The organism is Roseobacter sp. GAI101, from assembly GCF_000156335.1.
GTDB lineage: Bacteria > Pseudomonadota > Alphaproteobacteria > Rhodobacterales > Rhodobacteraceae > Sulfitobacter.
Window position 1 is genome coordinate 90362 of record NZ_DS999216.1, and the last position, 25799, is coordinate 116160.

Annotated in this window: 25 protein-coding genes and 2 pseudogenes; 17 read left to right on the forward strand and 10 right to left on the reverse strand. The window is 56.2% G+C overall.

All coding sequences use genetic code 11. The features are described 5' to 3' along the window. Positions 1-1044: 1044 nt before the first annotated feature. From RGAI101_RS20755 to repA, 3 genes are all read right to left on the reverse strand, one after another. Positions 1045-2289, reverse strand: a complete 1245-nt coding sequence (locus RGAI101_RS20755; RefSeq protein ID WP_008230290.1) for a helix-turn-helix domain-containing protein — start codon at positions 2287-2289, stop codon at positions 1045-1047. Between the two features lie 237 nt (positions 2290-2526). Then, positions 2527-3522, reverse strand: a complete 996-nt coding sequence (repB, locus tag RGAI101_RS21415) for a plasmid partitioning protein RepB (protein ID WP_008230269.1) — start codon at positions 3520-3522, stop codon at positions 2527-2529. Beyond that, on the reverse strand, positions 3522-4901 hold the full coding sequence (gene repA, locus RGAI101_RS20765; RefSeq protein WP_083792125.1) for a plasmid partitioning protein RepA: 1380 nt from the start codon (positions 4899-4901) through the stop codon (positions 3522-3524). The genes repB and repA overlap by 1 nt, the downstream gene beginning before the upstream one ends. Positions 4902-5262: 361 nt before the next feature. On the opposite strand from repA, the gene RGAI101_RS22670 reads away from it, so the two are divergent. Continuing rightward, a complete protein-coding gene (locus RGAI101_RS22670) occupies positions 5263-5556 on the forward strand; it encodes a transposase (protein WP_050763284.1) in 294 nt (97 codons plus the stop codon). A 94-nt stretch (positions 5557-5650) separates the two neighbouring features. Beyond that, on the forward strand, positions 5651-6016 hold the full coding sequence (gene tnpB / locus RGAI101_RS20775; protein WP_008230225.1) for an IS66 family insertion sequence element accessory protein TnpB: 366 nt from the start codon (positions 5651-5653) through the stop codon (positions 6014-6016). On the opposite strand, the gene RGAI101_RS20780 is transcribed toward tnpB, so the two are convergent. Next, positions 5992-6702, reverse strand: coding sequence for an IS6 family transposase (locus RGAI101_RS20780; protein WP_008230163.1), 711 nt, complete (start codon positions 6700-6702; stop codon positions 5992-5994). The genes tnpB and RGAI101_RS20780 overlap by 25 nt on opposite strands. A gap of 277 nt (positions 6703-6979) precedes the next feature. Between RGAI101_RS20780 and RGAI101_RS20785 the strand changes: the two genes are divergently transcribed. From RGAI101_RS20785 to istB, 3 genes and pseudogenes are all read left to right on the forward strand, one after another. After that, positions 6980-7750, forward strand: coding sequence for a hypothetical protein (locus RGAI101_RS20785; RefSeq protein ID WP_198133763.1), 771 nt, complete (start codon positions 6980-6982; stop codon positions 7748-7750). Between the two features lie 625 nt (positions 7751-8375). Then, positions 8376-9874, forward strand: a pseudogene (gene istA, locus RGAI101_RS20790) (IS21 family transposase). Next, positions 9871-10629, forward strand: coding sequence for an IS21-like element helper ATPase IstB (gene istB, locus RGAI101_RS20795; RefSeq protein WP_008225471.1), 759 nt, complete (start codon positions 9871-9873; stop codon positions 10627-10629). Before istA ends, istB begins: the two are co-directional and overlap by 4 nt. Positions 10630-10690: 61 nt before the next feature. Here istB and RGAI101_RS20800 read toward each other — a convergent pair whose 3' ends face one another. Further along, positions 10691-11236, reverse strand: a complete 546-nt coding sequence (locus tag RGAI101_RS20800; RefSeq protein WP_083792127.1) for an IS3 family transposase — start codon at positions 11234-11236, stop codon at positions 10691-10693. Between the two features lie 17 nt (positions 11237-11253). Continuing rightward, positions 11254-11535: an IS3 family transposase gene (locus tag RGAI101_RS20805; RefSeq protein WP_008230222.1), complete on the reverse strand. Its 282-nt coding sequence runs from the start codon at positions 11533-11535 to the stop codon at positions 11254-11256. Between the two features lie 117 nt (positions 11536-11652). Between RGAI101_RS20805 and RGAI101_RS20810 the strand changes: the two genes are divergently transcribed. Further along, a complete protein-coding gene (locus RGAI101_RS20810; protein WP_008230232.1) occupies positions 11653-12321 on the forward strand; it encodes a putative inner membrane protein in 669 nt (222 codons plus the stop codon). A gap of 498 nt (positions 12322-12819) precedes the next feature. After that, a complete protein-coding gene (locus RGAI101_RS20815) occupies positions 12820-13821 on the forward strand; it encodes a hypothetical protein (protein ID WP_008230303.1) in 1002 nt (333 codons plus the stop codon). Positions 13822-14122: 301 nt separating this feature from the next. On the opposite strand, the gene RGAI101_RS22055 is transcribed toward RGAI101_RS20815, so the two are convergent. Continuing rightward, positions 14123-14362 (reverse strand): hypothetical protein, encoded by a 240-nt coding sequence (locus RGAI101_RS22055; RefSeq protein WP_157044782.1) that lies wholly within the window; start codon positions 14360-14362, stop codon positions 14123-14125. Here RGAI101_RS22055 and RGAI101_RS20820 point away from each other — a divergent pair. Then, positions 14361-15146, forward strand: a complete 786-nt coding sequence (locus RGAI101_RS20820; protein ID WP_037230576.1) for a DNA-binding transcriptional regulator — start codon at positions 14361-14363, stop codon at positions 15144-15146. The genes RGAI101_RS22055 and RGAI101_RS20820 overlap by 2 nt on opposite strands. Here RGAI101_RS20820 and RGAI101_RS20825 read toward each other — a convergent pair. Next, complete coding sequence (locus tag RGAI101_RS20825) at positions 15119-15718, reverse strand: NAD(P)H-dependent oxidoreductase (RefSeq protein WP_008230286.1); 600 nt, start codon at positions 15716-15718, stop codon at positions 15119-15121. The two genes, RGAI101_RS20820 and RGAI101_RS20825, sit on opposite strands and share 28 nt — an antisense overlap. Before the next feature lie 159 nt (positions 15719-15877). On the opposite strand from RGAI101_RS20825, the gene RGAI101_RS20830 reads away from it, so the two are divergent. Next, positions 15878-16786 (forward strand): hypothetical protein, encoded by a 909-nt coding sequence (locus RGAI101_RS20830; RefSeq protein WP_008230248.1) that lies wholly within the window; start codon positions 15878-15880, stop codon positions 16784-16786. Here RGAI101_RS20830 and RGAI101_RS20835 read toward each other — a convergent pair whose 3' ends face one another. Then, positions 16787-17533, reverse strand: coding sequence for a TetR/AcrR family transcriptional regulator (locus RGAI101_RS20835; protein ID WP_037230578.1), 747 nt, complete (start codon positions 17531-17533; stop codon positions 16787-16789). It lies immediately after the preceding gene. Between the two features lie 429 nt (positions 17534-17962). Here RGAI101_RS20835 and RGAI101_RS20840 point away from each other — a divergent pair, with 429 nt between their 5' ends. The 8 genes from RGAI101_RS20840 (at position 17963) to RGAI101_RS20875 (ending at position 24454) form a co-directional block, all read left to right on the forward strand. Then, complete coding sequence (locus RGAI101_RS20840) at positions 17963-18877, forward strand: VOC family protein (protein ID WP_008230170.1); 915 nt, start codon at positions 17963-17965, stop codon at positions 18875-18877. Next, positions 18874-19344 (forward strand): nuclear transport factor 2 family protein, encoded by a 471-nt coding sequence (locus RGAI101_RS20845; RefSeq protein ID WP_008230169.1) that lies wholly within the window; start codon positions 18874-18876, stop codon positions 19342-19344. Before RGAI101_RS20840 ends, RGAI101_RS20845 begins: the two co-directional genes overlap by 4 nt. Next, entirely contained in the window at positions 19341-20015 is a 675-nt protein-coding gene (locus RGAI101_RS20850; RefSeq protein WP_008230267.1) for an alpha/beta fold hydrolase, read from the forward strand. The genes RGAI101_RS20845 and RGAI101_RS20850 overlap by 4 nt, the downstream gene beginning before the upstream one ends. Positions 20016-20038: 23 nt before the next feature. Continuing rightward, complete coding sequence (locus RGAI101_RS20855; RefSeq protein WP_008230178.1) at positions 20039-21211, forward strand: p-hydroxyphenylacetate 3-hydroxylase oxygenase component; 1173 nt, start codon at positions 20039-20041, stop codon at positions 21209-21211. Between the two features lie 76 nt (positions 21212-21287). Beyond that, on the forward strand, positions 21288-21809 hold the full coding sequence (locus tag RGAI101_RS20860; RefSeq protein ID WP_008230212.1) for a flavin reductase family protein: 522 nt from the start codon (positions 21288-21290) through the stop codon (positions 21807-21809). Between the two features lie 45 nt (positions 21810-21854). Beyond that, positions 21855-22724: a transporter gene (locus RGAI101_RS20865; protein ID WP_008230214.1), complete on the forward strand. Its 870-nt coding sequence runs from the start codon at positions 21855-21857 to the stop codon at positions 22722-22724. A gap of 54 nt (positions 22725-22778) precedes the next feature. Further along, the gene (locus tag RGAI101_RS20870; protein ID WP_037230581.1) at positions 22779-23711 is read left to right on the forward strand and encodes a 3-keto-5-aminohexanoate cleavage protein; all 933 of its coding nucleotides are present in this window, start codon (positions 22779-22781) and stop codon (positions 23709-23711) included. Then, a complete protein-coding gene (locus RGAI101_RS20875) occupies positions 23711-24454 on the forward strand; it encodes an HpcH/HpaI aldolase family protein (protein ID WP_037230588.1) in 744 nt (247 codons plus the stop codon). The genes RGAI101_RS20870 and RGAI101_RS20875 overlap by 1 nt, the downstream gene beginning before the upstream one ends. Positions 24455-24775: 321 nt before the next feature. Here RGAI101_RS20875 and RGAI101_RS21765 read toward each other — a convergent pair. Next, positions 24776-25756: pseudogene (locus RGAI101_RS21765) on the reverse strand (transposase); the annotation flags it as partial. Positions 25757-25799: the final 43 nt, after the last annotated feature.

The window sequence follows — 25799 nt, forward strand, 5'->3', positions numbered from 1 at the left end:
GCGAGCGAGATTATCTAGCGTCGGACGGTCAAGTTTGGCCTCCTAAATGCCCAAGGGCCAACGCCTCTGCAGCCACCCCCACCTCCATTCCGAATACGAGCTTGAATGATGCAAGGCTTGAGATCACAGGATGGTCTACAACGCGTGGTATGGATACAGTCAGCAACCCGCCGTCATTCCATTCTCAACATCCACTCACATTGGTTCGAAGCATTCGAGACGTGGAATCTGCGGCAAATAATGTTTGGTTTAGAAACGGCATCCCGACTTGCAAACCCGGCGAGTTATCGTGAATGCGCACCAATGAGTACTGTGTGTTGACTAGACGGTCCGCGGACCGTTGAAGTCACAAGCCACGACTGCATGTCGTTAATCTGAAATCCCTGAGGTTATCAAGTTCATTCCGTCAGAAAGGCGAGGGCCGGGTTTTCTAGCCTAACGATCATAAGGTCGTATCCTGGTGTCTATAAACCTTTCACGGCTGACCCTCGCTGGGTTTTCACTTTTCACAGCGCGGTCCGCGGACCGCGTCAGCTAGAGCAAGCAAGAACTAATACTCATCAGATCCGGGGCCTAAGATCTTGATGCAGACTTCGGTACTAGCGGTTTTGATGCGGCCATAACTGTTGGACAGTGCGGGGAGTGACTAGGCTGGGGCGCTTATGGGTCCGTGGATCATATCGGGCATCCTGTACGTTACAGTGTAGTTACGCTCACCATGACCAAAGAGAAAAAGACCGCTGAGCGTGAAGGGCAGTAATGGAGAAACGGTAGGCTAGGGGGCTGCCATCAGTCCGGCTTTGATATGTCGCCCGATATGCTGAACCTAAACGCAGGGCATCTAAGTAGATGTCAGCCCATGCCTTAGCACAACAAATGGCACAATAGCTGCCGCTCGAAATGCGTGAGGCTTGGCGTGGACAGAAAATTGCTTATGGCTAATCGTTCTTGACGCCGTTCATAACTCCCACTGTTTTCCGAAGTTCATCTTAGATTTCAAAATATTGTTTCTTCCGAACCCCTTTTGAAATGGTTCGAGACACATTAGGCGACGTGCCTAGCATACTGTCCTGTTCGGCATACGCGTCCCGCTGCAATGGCATCACCTTGGTGATAACTTTCGAGCATCTTAGCCAGATAGGCTTGAGGAGCTTTGATTGTAGCGATCTTCTGAGCAATATAATCCAGTACGAGCAACGCATTTCGCCATCCAATTTCTGTCACAGCATTCAAGACGGATTTTTGTCCAAGTCCCAAAAAAGAAGAAAATTCAACCAGCTTGTCCCATAGGTCCTGCGCAGTCCGAGGACCGTCTGGGTAAAAGCTGCTGATCTGGATACACATTGACCAAGCTCCCCGTAGATCCGAAAGTTTGAGGTCTGCAGTTCTGCTGCCAATTGCCGGTCTTTTTATATATTCTTTTCGTTTAGACTCTATGTGCCGGTCAATATGTCCGGCATCGGCGGCAGATTTGTCCGCCACAGGGCAGGGTACTTTCCCGATGCATCCATCGACGGGCTCCGATGGAATATGCAAGCGGTCTGAATTCTGGGATGGGGCAGGGCAGGGGAGGGTAGGTTGCTCCGCTGTTGCGGATAGAGCTTCTTGTTTTGGCTTGGGGATGATCTGTACTTCAATAGCGTCGACCCGTTTTTCGGCTTCACAGATATCCGAAACACTGATTGTCTTGCGCCGGAACAGATTGCGCAGGAGCAAAGCGAGATCGCTTAGGACGTCAGGCACATATCCTATATGGTCCGTGGACCATCGCTTTAGTTCCGACAAACGTGCGGTGACCCGTGAGATCAGCGCACGCTTGCGCTGCCTGTCTTCTTCAAGCCTTGCCCTGATCTCTCTGAGTTCGTCGATGCGCAGAAAGAGGGGTTCAAGATCGATGCCATAAGCATCAACGATCCGGCCAGACGCGTCTCGCACGGCAAAGCGGCGGCCGTTAGCAGATAGTTTACGGGCCACAAGACCAGTCTCGTCCAGACGGGTTTCTGATCGACGAAACCCGCGCTCCTCCATGCAGTTGGCACGCGGGAGGATGGCCGATACTTGCATGAAAGACATCAGCAGCTGGCCTGACTTTATTGGCCCTTTGGGGAGCACGCTAAGGTGGGCCCCCAGTACAGCGATGTCGCGATCGGATAGGCCAAGCACGGCAGCGGTATCTTTCACCAGCTGGAGCACCTCCCAGCGGTCGATGTGGAATTGGCCTTTTGCAGGGCGTTGACACAAAGGATCCTTGTGCCCCGCCAGCATAACCGAGGGGTTGATATATGTCATACTAAATTTCAGACGGCAAAACTTCCCCGTTCACCGAAAACGATGTTGAAAATGATTCGGAAGGCGAGTATCAAGTAAATGCAACGATACTTGAGAACCCTTCAGAGCTCCGGCTTTGGGGGGTTTTCTTTTGCGCTCCTGTCTGCTCCTTTTTTGCTCGTTGTTGTTGGACCCTATATTGGGCCTTGGGTTGAGCTCAGCTTCACGGACCGCGGACCGCTGCTTAAGTCATTGTTTTTATTCTTTATTAACTTTTTCAATTTCGGCGAACTCTGCGTAGATAACGCACATACGTTCCTCAAGAAATCCCAGAAATGCTTCGCTGTCCTTCGACTGTGCCTTGATCTCAAGTTTTGAGCCGCGCCTCAGGAAAGTTACTTGGCCTGATCCGATCTCTGTCGGACGTGGCTTAGTCGGTTGGGACGGCTTGTCTCTCAATCTTTCGATCAGATCCTTTACCCGGTCTTCGCTGGGCAGCGATGTATCGACCATCGCCGAGATCGCGGCTGGATTCTTGTCTGACTTCGCATCAATCGCAACACGCAGGCTTTCCCAGATGCGCCGACCGATCCCGTGGGCAGGTCCGATCGCTTTGATGACCTCGTAGGGGATCGCCTGATAGATCCGGGCCATGCGTCCTACCAGTGATTTTTCGATCCCCAAGGCTTCCATTATGACGCTGTAGGAGACTTTGGATTCAACCATCTGATGAATAAAATGGGCCCGTTCAATAAAGCTTGTCTCGAGGCGCGAGTTATTCTCGATTCCCTGCGTGACAAGAGCCTCTTCGTCGCTCATCTGAACGACAAAAGCCCTGACAGGTTTACCTAGGCTGCGGCATGCGGCAATCCGGCGGCGGCCGTAAACGACTTCGTAGCGACCTTCGTCTTCTTTGGGACGAACCAAAACTGGAACCTGCTGTCCACGGGTCTGGATGCTGTTGGCAAGATCATGGATGCCGTCCTCGATATTGAGGCGGTCTGCAAAACGACTCTCGTCGATGAGGGCCGTGTCGATGTCCTGCGCAGTCCGGCTTAGCTCCTCCTGCATGCCCATCTGGAAATATCGCACGGTTGGCGCTGTTTTGCGGGCTGCCCCTTGACTGTCATTTGATGTGAGCTGGTCATTGGGTGATGTGGAAGGTTTTGGTTCAGCGTTTTGCTTTTCCTGATCGGCGCTTTTGGCGGCGATGCTCGCCATGGTGCCCCCAAAGAGGTTCTTGCGCGGCGGCATCAGCTGGCCCTCCGCGCGTTATCATCCGAATGGGAGTTTTCCGCAGCGGCCTCGCGCGCTGACCTGTGCCGAGCTGCAAAGCAGAGCTCCTCCAGTTCGTCTACGATAAGCTCCACACTGTCCATCAACCGGTCATAAGATTTGCGGGTGAAGGAGGACGGCTCGAGCTCCATGACGGTGTTATTGGAATTTGACGCGTCACTGATGACAGTGGATTTCAAGAATTCCTGCTTCAGCACCGCACCCGAGAAGATCGTTCGCAAAAACCCGGCCATCTGCACCTGTGGGCTATCTGTGGGTTCGAACCGTGTGATCAGGAACCGGATGAAATCGTAATCCTTCTTGCGCGAACTGCCCTCGACCGCTTTCATGAGATCTCCTGCCATGCCCAGAAACTTGCCCAAGGACATGCTGTCGAGCATAGAGGCGTTGAGCGGGATGATCAGTCCGGTTGACGCAAAAAGCGCAGAGATCACCGAGAAGGAAAGCTGAGGAGGGGTGTCAAAGACCACGACGTCATAGTCGGCCTCAACCGATGCGATCGCCGCTGACATACGGCGGTGGAACGGCTCTCCGCCCATGCCTGTCTTGAAGGAGATGGCCGTCTCGTATTCGAATTCGGTCAGCATCATTTCCGATGCCGCGATATCCACGTTGTGAAAATATGTCTTCTGGATCACATCGCGCATGGATTTCGGACCCGAACCGGTCTCGGGGTCGTTGTAACGTAAGGCCTCGTAGATAGACGGAGATCCATCGATATCTGGCCTGACCTGAAAGATATCGCTCATCGACGCTTGCGGGTCCAAGTCTATGCAAAGAACACGATGGCCCCGCAGGCCAAGAAGCTGTGCAACCAAGATGGCTGAAGATGTCTTGCTGACACCCCCCTTGAGGTTGAATGTGCACAGCACGTTTAGCTTCTGATCGCCCTGTCTGCGGGGGTAAGCCTCAGGCGCTATTTTTCCATCATTGAATAGAAACTGGCGAATATTGTCGATATCTTCGGCTTTGAACATGCGCCGGTTGCCGCCAACCAGCTCGCCGATGGGCATGCGCCCGTCGGCGTTCTTGATGTAATGACGGAATGTGTTCTCGTTCAACTTCAGGAACCGCGCGACTTCGCGTACCGAGAAACGTCGTAGCATCTTTCGCTCTTCAGGTGCCAAAAGGTACGACAAATGTGTGTCCAGAGCCTCGGAAATTTTATCGGAATAGCCTGCCAAAGCTTCCGACCCGTGGACCTGCTCCTGGGATATGTTCCCCATTTCTGCCCTCATTCGTTTTAATTGTTTTTTTTGAGTTACACTGACAAATGACAATAAATCCAGCTTTTTCTGGTGTGGGGGGCAGGGGGTCTTGCAGGCAGGCTTTGTCATTGTGCGGCGAAGCGCCTATTTTCAAGGGCTTCGAGACTGTGGACAAGTGTCACATTTTTCTTGAGTCAGTATATTAAAATACCCCCAATCGATTATAAACACAGATACAAAATCCCCTCAATCATCCTTGTTTTCCTGTTTCCGGCCAGTTCGATCTCCGATTTTGGAAGATTCGAAGGTCTTGGCTGTTGATTGTCACTGAGAACTGACCCTGCACCAGCAGAAATTGTCATCGAGAATTGACCCATGTGCAACCTTGCCCCGACTTGAATCAGCTGGGGGCGCATGGAGTGATAGACAGTAAACATCCGCCGAGGGCCGTCTGGCTGTTTAGCGGGCTGAAAGTTTATGGGGTGTCCTTATGGACGCACACGAAGACACCCGCCTTATTCAAGTTTTGTCGGTCTCTGATACCGGCCGTCGTCGCCGTTGGACGGATGACGAGAAAGCCCGCATCGTTGAGGAAAGTCATTGCGATGGCGTGACATTGGCTGAGATCGCACGGCGCCATGATATTTCGCGATCACAGCTTTACGATTGGCGATATAGGCACAAGAATGGGCTGCTTGCGGCTGGCCCGCAATTTTTGCGCGTCCTTCAGATCGAAGACGGTTCTGGCCGTGATGATGCTCCAGCGCCGCCAGCGCCTGTATGACGATAGACCTTGGCCCTCGGTGTCGCGTGGCGATCCCCTCCGGCTTTGACATGGAGGCTGCTGTGCGTCTGCTTAATGGCCTGATGGTGCGGTCATGATCGCGTTTCCGGCGGGCACGAAGGTGTGGATTGCAGGTGGGGTGACGGATATGCGGCGCGGGATGAACACCTTGGCGTTGTCGGTCCAGCAGGGCCTTGGGCGCGATCCACATGCCGGTGAGACATTCTGCTTTCGTGGGCGTAAAGGCGACTTGGTGAAATTGCTCTGGCATGATGGGGTTGGCATGTCGCTGTATCTGAGACGGCTTGAGGCGGGCAAGTTCATCTGGCCTGTGAGCCAGGACGGGACGGCTGTGGCGATATCATCCGCCCAGCTCGGTTATCGGTATTGCCAAGTTGTCGACAGCAGATTGTGCTTCCCTGTGAAAGGCGTGGATCACGCAGTCATCTCAGCGGTGTAATCGGCCCAGAGGCTGAACGCATCGTTGCGGGCGTGGCGGTATGAGGTTGCTGTGAGTTGATAGCGCCGGGGACGGAAAATGAGGTTGATCTGGTCGTGCGCGGATAGAAACCTCTGTGCCTGCCGGTGAGACTTGAACCGTCCCATTATTTTCTCTCGTTTGCGGGTTGGCCGATGCGAAACTTCTATCGCGTTGTTTAGGCCTTTGTGGGCCCGGTGGTCAGCGTTCGGAGCCTGTGTTTTGACCGGCTTGATATAGCTGCGCAATTTGTCGGTTATGACCACCCTCGGCTCGCCAAACTGTGAAACCAATCTTTGGAAAAAGCGCTTTGCTGCTTTGGCATTCCGACGTGTCTGCACGAGAATATCGAGAACGTCTCCATCTGCGTCGATCGCGCGCCACAGCCAATGCTTCTTGCCCCGGATCGTGATCACGACCTCATCCATGTGCCACTTGTCGTTCGGCCGCGGACGTTCGCGGCGGATGCAATCTGCAAAATGCGACCCAAAGCGATTAACCCACAGTCGGATCGCCTCCCGGCTGACAATCACACCCCGAGCAGCCAATAGGTCTTCAACATCAGCCGTGCTCAGGGCTAACCGGTGATACGCCCAGACAGCGAGCGCGATGATTTCACGTGGGTAGCGGAAGCCCTTCAGGGGCGGCAAATCGATTGGAAGGTTCATGAGGCAGACATACCTCTACCAAACCCTGTCAACAACTTGGCAATACCCTCTGGGCCTATTTAACGGAACTCCGCACCCCTGGGCGGCCGCGCGTGTTTTTAAAACCCGTTCGTGCCCTAGAAGTCAAAGCCCTCACCCAGTATCGACGCCCCACCATTAAAATAATGTGAACTCACTAGGCCTCCAAGGAGGCAAGGCTGCACATTCTTTCAACGGCGGGGCTGGGGGTAACTCTGCGCTTGAAGCGCCACTACCACAGTTTGTTCTGGAACAAACTGTGGTATTACCAGATAAAACTAGAAATCTTCTTGATTTTGTATTTTTCTTCGGACAAAAAGAGAGAATAAATCAAATTTATAATATTCTAGGAGAAAACAAAATGACTAACATTTTTGGAACGCCTACAAAGGGACCAATGAAAACTCGGCTGTTCAAGATCGCTGAGAAGGTTCTGGAGGAGGACGGTTGGCAGATTGAACGGATGGTAGGGACCGGAAAATCGAGCCTTCGCCGGATTACAAAAGGTGGTGAAAGCAAGGTGATTTCAATCCGTACATCTCAAGACACATGGATAGCTTTTCCTCGCGCAGAAGGTGATGACAGTTGGGGGACGCTGGATGACGTTGATGCAGTCGTTCCAGTGTCAGTTGACCACAAGGACGACCCAAAATTCGCTAAGGTTCATCTGATCGACGGTGACGAGATGCGTTCGCGTTTCAACCGGGCTTATGAGGCGCGGAAGGAGGCGGGCTACAGCATTCCAACAGGCCGCGGCGTTTGGGTTTCTCTTTATCAGCAAGAAACAAGAGAACCCGTAACTCTTGTTGGGGCAGGTGCGGGGCTAAAATTTCCACCAATAGCGACCGTCTCGCTCTTGCCTGAAGCGGGGTCCGCAGCCGACGATACAGCTTCCAGTAGTGCCGATAATGCCAGTCCTTTTTTTAAAGGATCCGATGAAGCACCGCTTTCGATTGCAGAAGCGAAACGCCGTCTAGCTGAAACGTTTGGTGTTGATCCCGCCTGCATCAAAATAACTGTAGAGGCTTGATCAAGCAGAGGCGGCGAGCCTGGAAGCTCGGGACGACCGTAGGGGGGGGGACGCCGCCACCTACATCAGACAATATCCTGGGCATGGGAGGCCATAAGCCTACAAGGGGTCTGTTACGGCTCAGTGCAGAAAATCACGCTAAGGATTAGATAAACCTGTAAAAACAAGGCATTGTAAAGGCGCGGAAAACAATAAGATTTGAGGGGCTGGCGCGGTCAGAAAAATCATTCAATTTCAATGCGCTATTTTTTCTAACGTACTATCCTGCACTCTCCGGTATCAGACCCCTTATAGCATGGCTACCGTTGCTAGACATCTCAAAATCTGCTATTTTAATAATTGGATGAATCTATCATCCAAAGATCCGAAATTGCATCGCACCTGGGCATTCCGGTCGGTGTGTGCCTGACGGTATAATCAGGGACAGGCGGTGCTTAATGGACCTGTCGCAACAGCTTGAAATTCGTACAGCCTGAACGTTAACGCGCAACGCGCATCATCAGGTTTTTACAAAGAGTGTGATCGGCGGAGCAATACTCGACCACGGTAGCGGCGGCGTAGTGCGGTCGCGGGCGGCTTAAAAGTCGGCCACTTTGGCCCTTTCATTTGATGGGAGGGTTTGGGGATATTCACTGTGGAATTATATTTGAAGGTGCGTCGCGCCCATTTTCAGGATGGGTTGAGCGGGCGGCAGATAGCTCGGGATTTTGGGATCAGCCGGGACAGTGTTGCGAAGATGTTGGCGCATTCTGAGCCGCCTGGATACCGGCGGACGGCGGCGATTAAACGCCCGAAGTTGGATGCATATATCGATCAGATTGATCGGTGGTTGGCGGAAGACAAGATGCGCCCTCGTAAGCAGCGACACACATCCAAGCGCATTTTTGAACGGCTCCGTGATGAATGCGGCTTCAACGGCGGGTACACCATCGTCAAAGATTATGTGCGCAACAAGAAGCGCGGTTCGCGTGAGATGTTCGTGCCGTTGAGCCATCCGCCCGGACATGCGCAGGCCGACTTTGGCGAAGCGTTGGTTGTGATTGGTGGCATTGAGCAGAAAGCCTATTTCTTCGCGCTGGATCTGCCGCATAGTGATGCCTGTTATGTCCGTGCCTATCCTGCCGCGAACACCGAGGCTTGGTTGGATGGGCATGTTCACGCGTTTGCGTTCTTTGGAGCGGTGCCACAGTCGGTGCTCTACGACAATGACCGTTGCTTGGTTGCAAAGATCATGCCGAATGGCGAACGTCAGAGAACACAGCGGTTCAGCGCGATGCTGTCGCATTACGTGGTCCGAGACCGATACGGTCGCCCCGGAAAGGGGAACGATAAAGGTAAAGTCGAAGGTCTCGTCGGCTATTCTCGTCGTAACTTCATGGTACCAATGCCCCGCTTTGCGAGTTGGGCAGCGTTCAACGATTACCTCGAAGAACAGTGCTGCAAACGGCAAGCAGACATCTTGCGCGGCTATAAGATCAGCATCGGTGAACGATTGCAGGCTGATCTGGCTGCGATGCAGGGCTTGCCAGATGCGCCGTTTGAAGCTTGCGACCTGCGCAGTGGCCAGGTCACATCGACATCCGTGGTGCGCTATCGCGGCAATGATTACTCAGTGCCGGTGGCCTTTGGTCACCGTGAGGTCTGGATAAAGGGATTTGTGGATCGGGTCGTTATTGGCTGCGCTGCTGAGGTGATTGCGCAGCATGTCAGGTCATACGACAAAGACGATATCACCTTTGACCCTGTGCATTATCTACGACTGATTGAGCGTAAGATCATGGCCTTTGATCAGGCAGCTCCGTTGCAAAACTGGAACCTACCTGATGCATTTTCAACGTTGCAACGGTTGTTGGAAGCGCGGCAGGGCAAGGCTGGGAAGCGCGAGTACGTGCAGGTCCTCCGTCTGCTGGAACGCTTTGAGATGGAGGTGCTGCACAATGCAGTCAAAGATGCGCTTCAAATGGGAGCCATCAGCTTTGATGCCATCAAACACCTTGTGCTATGCCGCGTTGAACGCAGCAGCCTCGGTTGGATTTGGATCTCTATCCGTTTCTGCCCAGAACGCATGTCGCGACGACATCAGCCGCATCCTACATGAGCCTGCTGGATGGAGGTGGCGCATGACCGATGCACCAGAACTGCTCTTGGCCAACCATCTCAAAACCCTGCGCTTACCGACCTTCCAGCGTGAACACGACAAGCTCGCGCGCATCTGTGCCGCGCAGGGCGTGGATCATGTCCGTTATTTGGCCCGGCTGACCGAGCTTGAACTGATCGACCGCGAACGCCGCATGGTCGAGCGCAGGATCAAATCGGCCAAGTTCCCAGCCGTCAAAAGCCTGGACAGTTTCGACTTCAAGGCAATCCCGTCGTTGAACAAGATGATGGTCTTGGATCTGGCGCGGTGTGATTGGGTCGAACGGCGGGAGAATGTCATCGCACTTGGCCCATCTGGCACTGGAAAGACCCACATCGCCCTCGGGTTGGGCCTGGCCGCCTGCCAAAAGGGCATGCCTGTCGCTTTTGTCACGGCGGCCTCACTGGTGAACGAGTTGATGGAAGCGCGAGACGAGAAACGGCTGCTGCGATTGCAACGCCAGCTCGCTAAGGTCAGCCTGTTGATCATCGATGAACTGGGTTTTGTGCCGCTCAGTAAAACAGGCGCTGAACTGCTGTTCGAACTGATCTCGCAACGCTACGAGCGTGGATCAACACTCATCACCAGCAACCTGCCGTTCGAAGAGTGGACAGAAACCTTCGGCACAGAACGACTGACCGGCGCATTACTGGATCGGCTGACACACCACGTGAACATTCTGGAAATGAATGGTGAAAGCTACAGGCTCAATCAGAGCAAATCAAAGCGTACCAAAACTTAACACATCATCAGGTTGGCCTGACGGCCAACGCGCCATGGAACGTGCTTGCTACTTAATGGCATCACGCCCCAAGGCGCGTAACCAAGTGGCCGACTTTTGCTCCGCCCCAATGGCAGGTTGTTACGCCGCCGTTGACAGCCTCCATGCTGTTTGACAAACGCCAACTGAGAACTTTACGGCTGAACCAGTCCATGATCGCAACCAGATACAGAAACCCGCGCCGCATAGGGATGTAGGAAATATCAACGCACCAGACCTGATTTGGCCGATCAATCGTCAGCCCCCGGAGCAGGTAGGGGTAAATCTTATGCTGGGGGTGTTTCTTGCTCGTGTTTGGCGTCTGATAAATAGGAACCAATCGCATAAGCCGCATCAGGCGGCGAACACGATGGCGACCGCATTTTTGACCATGACGCTGCATGTGTCGTGCCATTTGCCGAGATCCATACCATGGTGTTTCCAAGAACTGCTTGTCGATCAATTCCATGAACCCCAGGTTCTCAGCACTCTCGCCCTTTGGAGCGTAATACAGATTTGAACGTGCCAGCGACAGCATCTGGCATTGCCGCCGCACGCTGACCTTCGGATGGTTTCTTTCAATGCACATCTGCCTGCGATCCTTGCTCAACGATCCCAGGCGCGTTTCAAAAAATCGCGCTCCACCACCAACTGACCAATCTTGGAATGAAGTTTGTCTATCGCAGCGTCATCGACCTGCGCTGGATCACCGCCTCGTTTAGAAAAACCCGCAGCCATATTCTTAATCGCGGCACGCTTCCAAGTCCCAATCTGCGTCGGATGCACGCCGTATTTTTTCGATAACTCCGCCATTGTCATTTCTTCGCGGATCGCTTCAAGCGCAACCTTGGCCTTGAAATCAGGCGAATGGTTCTTTCGTTTCGTCATTTTGGATCATCTCTTTCACAAGTTGATCCACCTTAACTACTGGTCCGAATTCCCGCGACCACCTCTAGCTTTGAGTCCCACGCACCTTTCGCCCATCCTGGAGAGCTGGCCGACAGGATGTCTTCCATCGCAAAGACGCATTACGGCCATGCCGGACGCGCCTTTGTGACCGAGCTCGTCAAGGATCATGACCGTCTGATCGATCGCGCCCGAGCCCTTCGCGAAGAGATTGTCTCCAACCTCACCGATATCGCTGACGATCCGCAAGTGCGGCGGGTCGCCGAGCGTTTTGCACTGGCCGGTGCGGCGGGCATCCTTGCAGTGGAGCTCGGGGTTCTGCCGATGCAGAGCGGCAGCATTCAAGAAGCGACCGCAACCTGTTTCGATGCCTGGAAGGCTCATCGGGGAGGGACAAAATCTGAGGAGGAACTGAACGCTCTCCGGGACCTCAAGCATTTCTTCGAAGCGCATGGCGCGGCTCGTTTCGAACGTATCGTCCAGAAGGATCCAGACATGGATTGCCAGAAAAGCGATGATTTCGCGGTTCGGGATCGTTGCGGATACCGCGTACAGAATGGCGACGGTTCATGGCTTTACTACGTCCTGCCTGAAGCGTGGAGCCGTGAAGTTTGCGGCGATCATGCGCCGAGCTTTATGGCCAAGATCGCCAACGAGTCAGGGGCATTGTTACCGGGAGATGGCCGGCACCTTCAAAAAAAGGTTAAGTTGCCGGATTACCCCTCCCAGACGAGAGTCTACGCGTTGCATCCTGACCTGATTCCTTGATTGCAATTGCGCCACCCTGAGGACGGGGTGGCGCGTGATCGTTTAATAATGCAATCGAGATTCCAACAATTGTTAAACGATCAGTGAGGGAGAGAAGTAGGCCCCTTTTTTCGGACCGGGATAATTGTCTCGGGTCACGTCCGTCAAGGTGGTGTAATTTGCGAGATGGCCTGAGGGATTCAGTGAGCCGAACGATCGAGGTCTCGGAGAACCGTGAAGGATGAAATTCACTCTTTACAGGAGAGGTATTTCCATCGCATGTTAATAGTGAAATTAATAATTACAGGATTTAGCCATGAGGAAGACCAAGCGAGAATACCTCAAAATGTGCCAGTCAGAAGGCGTAGATTTGCTTCATATAGGACACACCGGCAGTGGCCATATTCGGCTCGAATTCGACGCGGGCTGCGTCATCGCCTCATCCACACCATCTGACTATCGCGCAACCCGCAAGGTCCGCGCCGATATTCGCAACTTTCATCGATAAAGGACGCATCCATGAAAACTGATAGCCTTCCGTCACAGATGTCCGCACACCAACGCCGAGATGCTTGGTATGCTGAAGAAATCCCTCACGCTCGTTACTTGCGTGATTATGACCTCCCACTGAAGGAAGCGCTCTTCCTTTGCCTTAACGAACTCGAAGGGCTTCTGGGGGCAGAAGCGGTCGACACCAAAATCTCCGCCATTGTTCCGGGAAACCAACCAATGGACTGGGATTGGAAAGCACTGCCCTTCGATGGCAATGTGTCGCCGGTCTCAGGTGGGTGGGAATGCACCAAATTTCTTGATGACGCTGGGCTATATGGCCTTTTGGGTGCAGCACCTTCGGCTATTCCATTTAAAACGAGAAAAAGTTGGGTTGCAGCACTCCCCCTAAAACTCGGCGACTGGCGGCGGAACGTGCGATTGGGTAAAGACGCGAACAACATTTTGTTGCTCATTGATTTGGCCCTGTCTCGGCATGCGATGGATACTGGTCTCAGCCTTGCGTCCATTTCCAGCGATGATTTGGAGGAAGAAGGCGAGGTGAGCATACCTGCCCTCGCAGTCTTTGGCGGCGTGTCCGAGGGACGAATCCGCAACCTGTTGACAAGCGGGGAAAGCTGCCTCGTGCGAAAGTCTGGACACTCTGTCACGGCGAGCAGCGCCAAGGAATGGCTTGCGGGCCGTAAGGAGTTTTACCCGTCCATTTGGGATTTGCCCGAAGACGAGAAACCCGAACCACAAGAACTCGATTTTTCAGGCGAAGTTGTTTTCGTTCCGGTGGCTTCCGACGGCGGCACGTTTCACCCGGGGCTCGCGCGCAATGGCAAGTACACAGTCGGAGCAAAGGGGGATGAAGTCCAGTTCGCTCAATTCCAAGATGCACTCAGCGCACTTCATAAGATGTCCACACCCCGCTGGCGCCGCCCGAACATGCAGGGAAACTGGGGAATCGTTTCTGGCAAAGATTGGAAAAGGGTAGAGCGCCATACTCTCGGCACGTCTTTAAATTAGCCACGTCGAACGAAGGAAAGTCAAAATGACCCAGCAATAATGCTCAGAATGCTACGCAACGGTTTATATTGACAGCAAAGGCGATGCAGACGGCGTTAATGCTTGTTGCTTGTGCTCCTGACGTGCCGACACCAAGCACCAAGAGGAAGACGACGACTATTGGGATGATTGATAAAGGGTGTCCATGCCAATGGCTTGTGGGCCGGACAATTCCTGTCCTGATCTGAATTCAGCGTTTTGATGAAAGTGTTTGCCTTTGGTACGGGCGCTTGGTTGGGGCCCAAACCCGACCTTGACTGAGTCAGGCCACGCTGCAGCGCGGCTTCACCGAACCGGCCATTCGTGCATCATGCAGCATTTTCAGGTGGTGAGTGGCGGCAGTGCGGGACGAACCGGACGTCCGCATTCGCTTGTCGAAAGTCCGCTTACATTTTAGATCGGGCAGATGCACGGCATCTTTTCGCCCCTTGCGACGGAATTTCCCATGCGCCAGCAAGAGAAGCTTCCTGCACAGACGTTCATGCTCTACCAAAAGTGACATGACACCTGCACCTTCAAAGATAGTACGCTCGGTGGAGCGAACCTTGCGTATCCTCGAGTTGATGAACCGCGCGCCAGTTGTCCGGGTGCAGTACCTGTCAGAGGAGACGGGTTTACCGGCACCCACCGTCGTGCGTCTGCTCGAAACGCTCATGGTGGCGGGCTATGTGCGCAAGATTGGACGGCAAGCGGGATACTGCGTGACCGAGAAGGTCGCGGCCTTCGGGGCAGGGCATCACGGATTGCCGCAAGTCTTCGAAGTTGCCAGAGCCGCGGCGGAGGACCTGACGCAGCGCACGCGCTGGCCCACAGCGCTGGCAACGCTGGACGTGGACGCGCTGGTGATCCGTTTTTCAACGATCCCGATAAGTCCTTTGTCTCATTACCAATCGACGATTAATCGCCGCATGACCCTGCTCGAATACGCCCACGGGCGTGCCTACCTTGGCTTCTGCCCAGCGGAGGAACGCCAGCATCTGGTGGCGCTGCTGCAAAAGTCGGCGTCCAGCGAGAAAGAAGTCGAGGCCATTTCGCAACGTGCCGCATCGGTTGTTTCGCTGACACGGGCGAGCGGCTTTGGCGAACGAATGGGAAACGTCCAGCCCGAGACCCATTCCATAGCGGTGCCATTGCGCATGGGTGAGAAATTGGTCGGCACACTCGGCATCACCTATTTTGCAAAGTCGCAGGTGGACGTGAACGCTTTGAAGGTTGAGTTGCGCGAGGCGGCTGATGCCTGTGAGGCAGGACGCCTGCCTCAGTCGGACGCGACGTCTTTGGGGTAGACTGTTTTTGTGCGATTGTCGTCCCTGCCAGACGCCACGATGCTCGGTGCGGCGTGGCGCAAGTGCTTGATGTAGGCGCGGGTCGACGCGTCCACAGTGGTATCGTCCAGCTCCCGCACGCCAGTTAGCGCGAAAAACGGGAGGTAGTGCATACCGGTGTGCACGGCCATCAGTTCGAACGGCACAGTGACTTCTTCCAGCGTGCGGCCATAGCGGCCGCCGGGCGCATAGTCGCGGGCGTTCGACCCGGTGGAAAACGCGATGCCAAGAGTCTTTAACCGCAGCGCCCGCCCGCCCGGACCATAGGCCCAGCCGCGCTTCATTATCTCCGTCTGCCAGACCGACAGCAGGGGTGGGCACGAATACCACGTCAGAGGAAACTGCAACACGATGCGGTCGTGATCAGTGATCAACTGCCGCTCTGCCGCGCCGTCGATGATTCCATCGGGATAGCACGCGTAAATATCATGCAGCTTGATGTCGCATGCGGAGTGGATGGCGTCAGCCCATTTTCGGCTGATGCGGCTGCGGGTCATGTCTGGGTGGGCAAGGATGACGAGCGTTCTTGTCATGATGGGTCTCCCTTTCGCCACCGTCATCCCACCCGAGGAGCGTTTGCTCAAATAGTCTGAGCTCTAATTTCGCAGTGTGGAATTTCTGCGCGTTTCACGTGCGCCTTCCGGACAGCAGTGCGAAACAGGCCACAACCACGACATCACGCAGGACCCTTTATGTTTGACGACAGCGACCCGCGCAAAGCACTAACGTCTATGGCAAAAGAACGGAGCTTTTCCGGCCCGTTCTGCCCCCCCGAGGTGGGCCACTTCAGTCAGACGCCCCCACAGGAAACCGGCACTGGTTGGCGCGCGTGGATGATGCGCTGCACCAATCTGGTGGTAAGGCTGGTCGAGGTTGACGGGACTGCGTCCTTCACCCGTAGGGGCCAGATCGATGAATACATGGTCCTGTCTACCGATCCTGCGGTCCGAATTGACATCGAAACCTCTGATGGGGTGGTGACGGATCATCCAGGATATCACCTGTTCATCGTGCCGCCGGGGGACAGCACGATGACCATCCGGGGCAAGGGCCAAGTGAGCTTTCTCTTCACCACGCGCTCTGCCGATCTGGTGGCGCAGTGCAGCAACCCCGAAGTTGTCGTGAACACCAACATCCCGCCGTTCCAGCAATGGCCCGATCCGGTGGGCGGTTTTCGGCTGCGCGCCTATGACCTTGATGTGCCCGAACGGGAGGGCCGCTTTGGCCGGCTTTTCCGGTGTACGACAATGATGGTGAACGTGTTGCCGCGCTTAACTGCGCCGCGTGATGCCTCCAAAGTCTCGCCGCATTACCACGCCAGCTTTGAGCAGATCAGCCTGACGCTGGAGGGGGATTTCGAGCATTTTCTGCGCTGGCCCTGGACCTCGGACATGGGCGAATGGCGCGAGGACATGCACATCCGATGTTCGAGCCCGTCGGTCACCATACTACCGCCGCCCGCGATCCACACGACGCTTTGGGTGTCGCCGCAGACGCAGATCGTTGATATTTTCTCGCCGCCGCGCATGGATTTTTCGATGAAGGACGGTTGGGTGCTGAACGCCGACGATTACCCGGCGGCGCGTCTTGATACCGAATAATCAGTCCGCGATATCGCCGAGCGCGGGCATTGACGCGATAACGATGGTTTCATGGGCAATGGCGGGCAAGGCGGGAAGAGGGCGGTTCGAAAGCGCGCGCGCGACATCGGCGGGCATCCCGAAAGACATCAGGATGTGCGCCGAGACCTCTTCGGGGTAACGCGCCGGTGTGCCGCCCCGCGTAATCGATACCATGGCTGCCGAAACCGTACCCATCAGGATATCGCGCCCGATCTCGGCGGTAGATATGTGGAACAACCCCTCATCCAGACCGCGCCGGATCGTCACCAGCGAATTGTGCCAGACCATCTCGCCAAATGTATGACCTGGTGCGCTTGCGTGGATCATCGCCCAACCCCAGGCCGGATTTTTGGCGGCGGCATGCAGGTAATAGCGGATGGCCACGGCGCTTTGCTCCGCGGCATTCTCGAGCAGGCCGAACATGTGATGCACGGCGCGGTCGAATTCCCCGGTCATTTCTTCAAGCAAGTGATAGCGCAGCTGCTCGAGATCGTCGAAATGGTTGTAGAAGGTGCCGCGCGCGACGCTGGCCGCCTTGCAGATATCCTCGATCCGGACAATGCGCCCGTGCTCGCGTCCAAAGCACTCGAACGCCGCTGTCAGCAGTCTGTTGCGTGACTTTGCCCGCCGGGTTGCGCCGATCTGCGCGCGGCGTTCGCGGTTTGTCGTGCGATAGCCCATGCCGACAATCCTGTCGTCGTTGTGATCGTCTGGCGTGTCAGTCATGCGTCGTCCTGTTTATGTAAGGCATCGATGTTCAGCAGTGATGCCCGGTGTTCATATGCCGACTGCGCGAAGCAGATTCCAGCGCATTCCCCTGATAGACCGCAATTCCACGGAGTGAAATTAGTAAAATGACTATTTGTTCAAATTGAAGAGTGGTCTACAGTTGTTTCACGGCAGCGGGGAGGTTGCCGTTTTAGATCTGGTTCGAAAGAGCCTCAGGGAGGATATCGACTTGAAATCTTATATGGCTACGGGCTGACGCCTGTCGGCGCGATTGCGCCATTCCCTAAATGACACTGCAGATACCGCGATGCTGACGGGCGTTCGCCCGCACAAAGAAGGTGCGTCTGTCTGAATCACACCCATCAAGCGGCGGTGCCACTGCATTCACCGCCCGAACAAACTTTGCTTGAACGAAAGGAAAATATCATGGGGTTCAACCGTCTCGATCACGCCTCGGTCTATGTTGGCGATCTTGGAAAGGCACTCACCTGGTACGAGGACGTCCTTGGCCTGACCGTCCTGTCACGCGACGACAAGTCCGCACATCTGGCATGCCGCGGAAAGGCTGCCGATATCACGCTGGTGAAAGGCACGCAGTCGCTGGATAATTTCTCGTTCGGTGTCGATGACCAGGAGGATCTTGACCGCGTCGAGAGCGTCTTGTCGAAAGAAGGTGTCGCTTCCGAACGGCTGAGGGGCGACAGCCGTCCCGGTGAAGGGGACACGCTGAAGTTGCACCTGCCTTCAGGCCACGAATTGCGTTTGTGCATCGGTGGGGCAGAACGCCGCGCGGGCATTTCCGATTTTGATGCCAAAGGCAGCCACGTTCCTTGCGACATGGACCACATCAACCTGCTGGGCGAAGTCGATCCGGCGGTGATGCGCGATTTCCTGATGATGATCGGATTCAAATCCTCGCTGAATATTTCAGTCGGTGGGCAGCTTGCGGGCGTCTGGCTGCGTGGCTCTGACTATGACCACGACATCGCCTACATGCAGGCCACGCGCCCGGCGGACCGGTTGCACCATGTGGCCTTTGCCGTGGAAGACGGCAACCACTACTTCCGCCTGTCGGATCGTCTGCTTGAAACCGGCCACCGCTGGGAATTCGGACCGGGGCGGCACAACGCGGGCTTGGGCAAGTCGACCGGCTTCGGAACCAACAACTACGCCTACGCCTTCGATCCGTTCGGCAACCGAAACGAGTTCTCATCGGGGATGGAGCAGTTCCCTGCTGATGCGACGCCGCTTGATTGTGACATCGACCCGCCGCAGCTGATCGACGTGATGAACGGTTGGGGCTATGAGATGGCCGAGACCTTCATGACGGTGGGATCGTGAACCTTTCCGCCGCAGAGTTTCTGGAAGTGCAGGACCTTGTCCTGCGCTTCTGGGCGGTGGTCGATGAGGTCGACGATCCCTCTGGCGATTCTCTCTTTACCGAGGACGGCGCGCTGGTGATTGAGAGCTTTCGTGCAAAAGGCACCAAGGAGCTGACCCGCTATTTCACCGCGCGCCGCGACCTGTCGGCCGAGCGACAGCGGACCACGCGTCATTTGTGCAGCAACATTCGGGCACTGCCTGGTGATGGCACCAGTCTTACGGCGACAGTCACCGTGTTTTCCGGCATGGGCGCGCGGCCTATCGCACTTGGGGCACCGACCTCGTTGGCTGATTTCACCTTTGACTGTGTCGCCACGCCAGACGGCTGGAGGTTCCGCGAGGTACGCGGTGCCCTGGTTTTCGCGGGGGCTGATACGCCTGATCTGACCAAGGCCGCCGCCGCAGCAAAAGGAAAGACCGTATGAAAAAGGTTGCACTGATCCACGGCTGGGGTGGTTCGTATAGGGCCACATGGCAGGCAGATGGTTGGGACATCGCCCTGCGCAATGCCGGGTTTGAGCCAATCGGCGTAGACATCCCAGGCCACGGACCTGAGGGCGGATCGCATGAACCTGCCGAATACGCCGACCTTGCCAGCGATGCCGCGGCAAAACTGCCGGGCGGGCTGCACGGGGTCATCGGTTTTTCGCTGGGGACCAAGCTCTTGCTGGAACTGGAAGCCCGCACCCCCGGTGCCTATGGGCGGCTGGTGCTGGGCGGTATTGGGGACAACATCTTTGCCCCGGAAGCTGCTGGCCCCGCAATCGTGGCGGCCTTGCGCGGCGAAGCTGCGGACGCGCCGCCGCAGGTCAAAGCCCTCTTGGCTTATGCGGCAAAAAGCAAAAGCGATCCAGCCTGCCTTGCCGCTGTTCTGGAACGGCCTGCCAATCCGGTCCTGAGCGACGAGCGGCTTGGACATGCAAGGGTCCCGATCCTGATTTTCAACAGTCGCGATGACGCAGTCGCGCAACCCGACCACCGGCTGCGCGCTGCACTGCCTCATGCAGCACACCAACTGATCGACGGCCCCAGCCACGTGGCCCTCACATCCGACGCCCGCTTTCGCGATGCCGCCATCGCATTTCTGGCAAACTGAAACCCAAGGGGAGGAGAAGACCCATGTTTGACGATACCACCACGATGATAGAACGCGTCCGTGCCGTTCTGCCGCAGATCAAGGCCAATGCCGACAAAGCGGACGAGGGCCGCATGGTCCCAAAGGAAAACATCGACCTGCTTAAAGGCACCGGCCTGCACCGGGCGTTTCAGCCCAAGGCCTATGGCGGCCTTGAAATGTCCGTGCCGGATTTCGAGAATTGCATCGCGCTGATCGCCACCGCCTGCGGATCAACGGCCTGGGCGTTCTCGCTGCTGGCCGAACACGCCCACCAGATCGCGCTTTATTCCAAAGAATTGCAGGACGAGATCTGGGGCGATGATCCTGACACGCTCTCTTCGTCTTCCATCGCGCCTTACGGTCAAGCGACCGAGGTCGAGGGCGGAGTGCGGTTTTCTGGGGAATTCGGCTGGTCCTCGGGCTGCGATCACGCGACCTGGGCGATCCTCGGCTTCCTGCGCGACGATGATGAGCTGGGCAAGGTCTACAGCTTTGCCATCGTTCCGCGCGCGGATTACGAGATCAAGGACAACTGGTTCACCGCGGGTATGCGCGGCACCGGGTCAAAAACGCTTGTGGTCAGGGACGCCTTTGTGCCGAATTACCGTATTGAAAGCGTGCCGGCGCTGATGACGCTGACGTCGGCAGGTGGCGACCTTTACCCGGACAGCCAGATTTACCACGTGCCGTTCATCTATGTCTTTGCCAGCTGTTTCTCGTCCGTCTCGCTTGGCATCGCAGAGCGTATGATCGAACTTTATACGGAACGCACCCAGAGCCGCGTGCGGGCCTATACCGGTGCCAAAGTGGGCCAGTCCATTCCTGCCTGCATGCGCTTGGCCGAAAGCACCCAGCAGGTCGCGGCCGGCCGAGCCTTTCTGGAAAAGACCTGGGAAGACATGCGCACCCACGCCGAGACTCGCACCTATCCTGACGAGACCAAGATGGCGTTCTGGCGCACAAATCAAGCCTATGCGGTCAAGATGTTCGTCGCCGCCGTTGACCGCCTTTTCGAGGCTTCGGGCGGGTCGGCCTGGTTCGACGACGCCGAGGCACAGCGCCTGTTCCGCAACAGCCATATGACCGCGGCGCATGCCTATACTGACTATGACATCTGCGCGCAGATCCTCGGGCGCGCGCTGATGGGCCTGGAGCCGGACCCCTCCCTGTTCTGACCCAGCGCCCTCGGTCCGCGTCACCAATTGGGGCGGGCCGCACCCATTCATGAAAAGCCAACCCCCGGAGGTCCGTATGACCACCCCACATTTCCCCGCAGCGGACGGGTTCGATCCGCGCGCCTTTCGTGCAGCACTCGGCTGCTTTGCCACTGGTGTTACCGTTATCACAGCGCAGTCCGATGGTCGGCGCGTCGGCGTCACAGCCAACAGCTTTACTTCCCTGTCGCTGGACCCGCCACTGATCCTGTGGAGCCTTGTAAAAACATCTTCGAGCTATCCGACCTTCAAGGTGGCCAGCCATTTCGCAGTGAATATCCTTGCGCATGACCAGATCGGGTTGTCCAACCAGTTCGCCCGCCGCAGCGATGACAAGTTCGCTGGAATCGATGTGACCGAAGGGCAGGGCGGGTGTCTGCTGCTGCCTAAGACCTGCGCCACGATCCAATGCGCGCGCGAAACCATTCTCGATGGCGGCGACCACTGGATCCTGATTGGCAGGGTTACGGCCTACGACGCGTCCGACAATGCGCCTCTGGTCTATCACCGCGGCGGTTACTCCATGGTACACCCGCACCCCCAAGTGGCCGCAGAATAGGCACCACCTTCACCATCTTCGCAATTGAAAAGGGAGGAAATCTTCATGAAGATTACATACATACTGGGCGCGGCTGCAACGACGCTGACCCTGGCCGCGACGACGGCAGAAGCCATCGACGTCGGGCCGGGGGATTATACGATCCTTCCCGGCGGCACCACGCTGGGCATGCTGTACTGGCAGCAGCTGAGCTCGGATAAGCTGAAGGTTAACGGGCAAGAGGTCCCCGGTTCGGAATTTAACGCCGATATCGCCATCTTGCGCAGCCTGAACTATTTCAACTTGGGCGACATGCCAGCTGCTTTTCACGTGGTGACCCCTTTTGCCAGCATCGACACTGCCAATATCGGCACTGTAGTACAGCAGACATCCGATGGCATCGGCGATACCACGCTGGGCCTGACGGTGTGGCCGGTGCAGCCTGACAACCCTGAAACCGGTACCACGCTGGGCGTTTCGCTGTTCGCGACCTTGCCCTCCGGCGATTATGACCCGGCCCGTTTGGGGATCGGCGAGGGGACCTTTACCATCACGCCGCAGGTCGGCCTGATCCAAGGGCTTGGCGGCGGCTTTTACTTTGATGGCGTGCTGGATGTGGCTTTGCAACGGGACCACGATGAAGGCGGCGTGACATACGAGCGCGACCCTGCGTGGCAGATTCAGGCGATGCTGCGCAAGCAATGGGGTCCTGCGACCTCGCTTGCCATCGGCTATTCCGGCCAGCGCGGCGGTGCGCAAAGCATCGGCGGTATCGAGACGGGTTTGAAAGCGCACCGTGATCAGGTTCGCGTCTACGGCACACATTTCATCACGCCCACCACGCAAATACAGGCAATGTATGGCAAGGATTTCAACGTCGAAGGCGGCTTTGAATACGACAGTGTTTTGCAGCTGCGCCTGGTCAAAGTGTTCTGAACCTCTCTGCGGTCCGGGACGCTGTCCGGGCCGCACCATATCAAAGGACAAACCGTGCCCCGCTTATCGAAAAAGACCATCATCTCTTGCGCCGTGACCGGCTCTATCCACACGCCGTCAATGTCGCCCTATCTGCCGGTGACTGCTGACCAGATCGCTGAAAGCGCCATCGGTGCGGCCGAAGCCGGGGCGGCTGTGCTGCACCTGCACGCACGGCGACCCGAGACTGGCGCTCCCAGCCAGGATCCGGCACACTACGCTGCCTTTCTACCGGGCATCGCGGCGGCGACCGATGCCATCGTCAACATCACCACGGGCGGCGGGCTTGGTATGTCGATGGAGGACCGCATCGCGCCTGCGTTGAAGGCAGCACCCGAACTGGCCTCGCTCAACATGGGGTCGTTCAATTTCAACATCTCGGCGGCGGAAAAAGCCTGCCACGATCCGCAACAATGGGAACTGGACTACCTGCGGGGGACACGCGACCTGATCATGTCCAACACCTTCACCCAGATAGAGACGGTACTGGGCCGACTGTCGGAGACCGGCACCCGCTTTGAATTTGAGTGCTACGATACGGGTCACCTTTACAACCTTGCGCATTTTGCGGACCGGGGCCTGGTCAAGCCGCCGTTCTTTGTCCAGGCGATCTTTGGCGTTGCCGGGGCGCAGGGCACCGACCCCGAGAACCTGATGCACATGCGCGCCACCGCCGACCGGCTTTTTGGGGACGACTACCTGCTGTCCGTGCTGGGGGCAGGGCGGTCGCAGTTCCCGCTGGTCACCATGGGTGCGATCCTTGGCGAGCACGTGCGCGTTGGCCTCGAGGATAACCTTTACATCGCCAAGGGAGAGCTTGCGACGAGTAACGCCCAGATGGTCGCCAAACTGCGCCGCATCCTCGAAGAGCTGGGCCACGAAATCGCCACGCCCGACGAAGCACGAGCGGTCCTTGGCACCAAGGGCAAAGACGAGGTAAGGTTTTGATGCAAGGATTTCGCAAACGCCTTCGTGCGCCGGAGCCGATGCTCGGCACTTTTCTGAAAATCCCGTCGACGCAGCCGGCCGAAATCCTCGGAACGCTTGGATTCGACTTTGTGGTGATTGACGAGGAGCACGCTCCGCTGAACCCCGAAACGACGGATGCTATCCTGCTGGCTTGTCGAGCGCATAGCATGGCTGGACTGGTACGGGTGCGCCAGTACGCCGACATTTTGCGTATGCTCGACAGCGGTGCCGATGGCGTATTGGTACCCCATGTGAGCTCGCCTGACGTCGCACGTAAGATCGTAGCCTTGGCAAGATATGACGGCGGCGCGCGTGGACTGTCTCCAACCACGCGCGCGGGGAATTTCGGCGGCACTCCGGTGGGGGATCACATGAAAGGACAGGACGCGCGCTGTGCCGTGATCGCTATGATTGAGGATAAAGGGGCATTGGACCAGATTGATGAAATCATATGTACCGATGGTCTCGATGCAATTTTCGTCGGCAGGGCCGACCTCGCGGTGAGTATGGGGGTTGGTATGCAGGACGGATCAGTGGATCTGGCCGTCTCGCAAATCCTCGCAGCTTCGTATCGTGCCGGAGTACCAGCCCTCATTCTCGCAGGGAATTCGCTAGAAGTGGCGAGTCTTCGTACGCAGGGCGCAACAGGATTTCTGACAAGCTCCGATCAAGGGTTTTTGCAGACCTGTGCGGCCGCGACGCGCGCAACTTTTCTGAAGTGACTTTTATCTGCATCCAGTCTCACAAAAGAAGCTATCAGACGCCTCAGTCCTGAGAGACCAGCGCGTTGTTTTTTTTGCGGTCCGTGCTGTCGCTTTGCTTAGAGCCGCAGCTTGGTCATTGCACCAAAACAATCTCTTTGAACGCGGGAAGCCAAATCTTGGACGACGTCAGGCGATGCCTCCCGTAGGCCAATATCAGTGCATAAAAGCCGCCCCTCATGTACGGTGCAGCATTTGACACTATGGGCTGATTCTGTGGAAAAACACCGTGTTGCCGGTGCAGAAAGTGGTGCTCCAAACTGGGAGCGAGCACCTTTCTTATCAGGCTTTGCGCGTTTGCTGCGGTGCAGGAAAGATCTTGGCCAGTTTGCGGAGGTTTTGGGCGGTTGCGGCGAGTAGGAATTCGTCATTTGCACCGCATGGTCCACGTAATCGGAGCCTTCCGAGGCCGAGAATGCGTTTGAGGTGTGCGAAGAGCATCTCGACCTTCTTTCGCAACCTCATTGAGATCGCATATTGCTTGGTCTTGGCAATGTCGCGGGCAACCTGGCGGGCATCTTCATGCTCTTCGCGAGTGATCTTGCGGGCATCAGCATTCGGGCAGCATTTCATCTTTGATTGGCAGGCCTGACAGGTATGCTTCAGAGCCTGATACTTGGCGACGCCTTTGCCGGTGGGCCCACGGTTGGGGTCAGAATAGTTTCGGCGGAACTGCTTCAGGGGTTCACCCTCTGGGCAGATGTATTGGTTGTTCTCGGCGTCCCATTCAAAATCTGCGCGAGACCAGGTGCCGTCGGTGCGACCAGCTTTATCCAGGACCGGAATATGGGGATTAATTTTGCGATCTACAAGCCAGCCGAGCATGGGCCCTGATCCATAAGCGCTGTCCGCGATGAGACGTTCGGGTGCCAGATCATGCCGGTCTTTGATCCTATCCAACATGGTGCGCACAGATCGAACTTCCGCCTGCCGGATCGATCTGGTCGCTTCAACGTACACGATGACACTGTGATCGGTATCGATCAGATAATTGGTGGAATAGGCAAAGAACGCAGGGCCTTTACGGGCTGCAGTCCACTGGCTGCTTGGGTCGCAGTGGGACGTGAACTTTGGCTCAACTTCAGATGCAGCACCGAATGCTGCATCGTCCAGGACGTCCAGATACTCTTTGACCGCGCGGGGCGCATCGCTCGGGTCAATTGCCCTGTGATCCCAGTCCTCCTTTGGTGTGGAGTTCTGTTTGTTGGCGTCGGCCTCAATCAGACTGGCGTCCGCTGCGAGGCGCTGGCCAGGTAATCCTCCCTAAAATTAGTGGTGTTCAAAAGTAGAATTTTCTCGGCAAGAT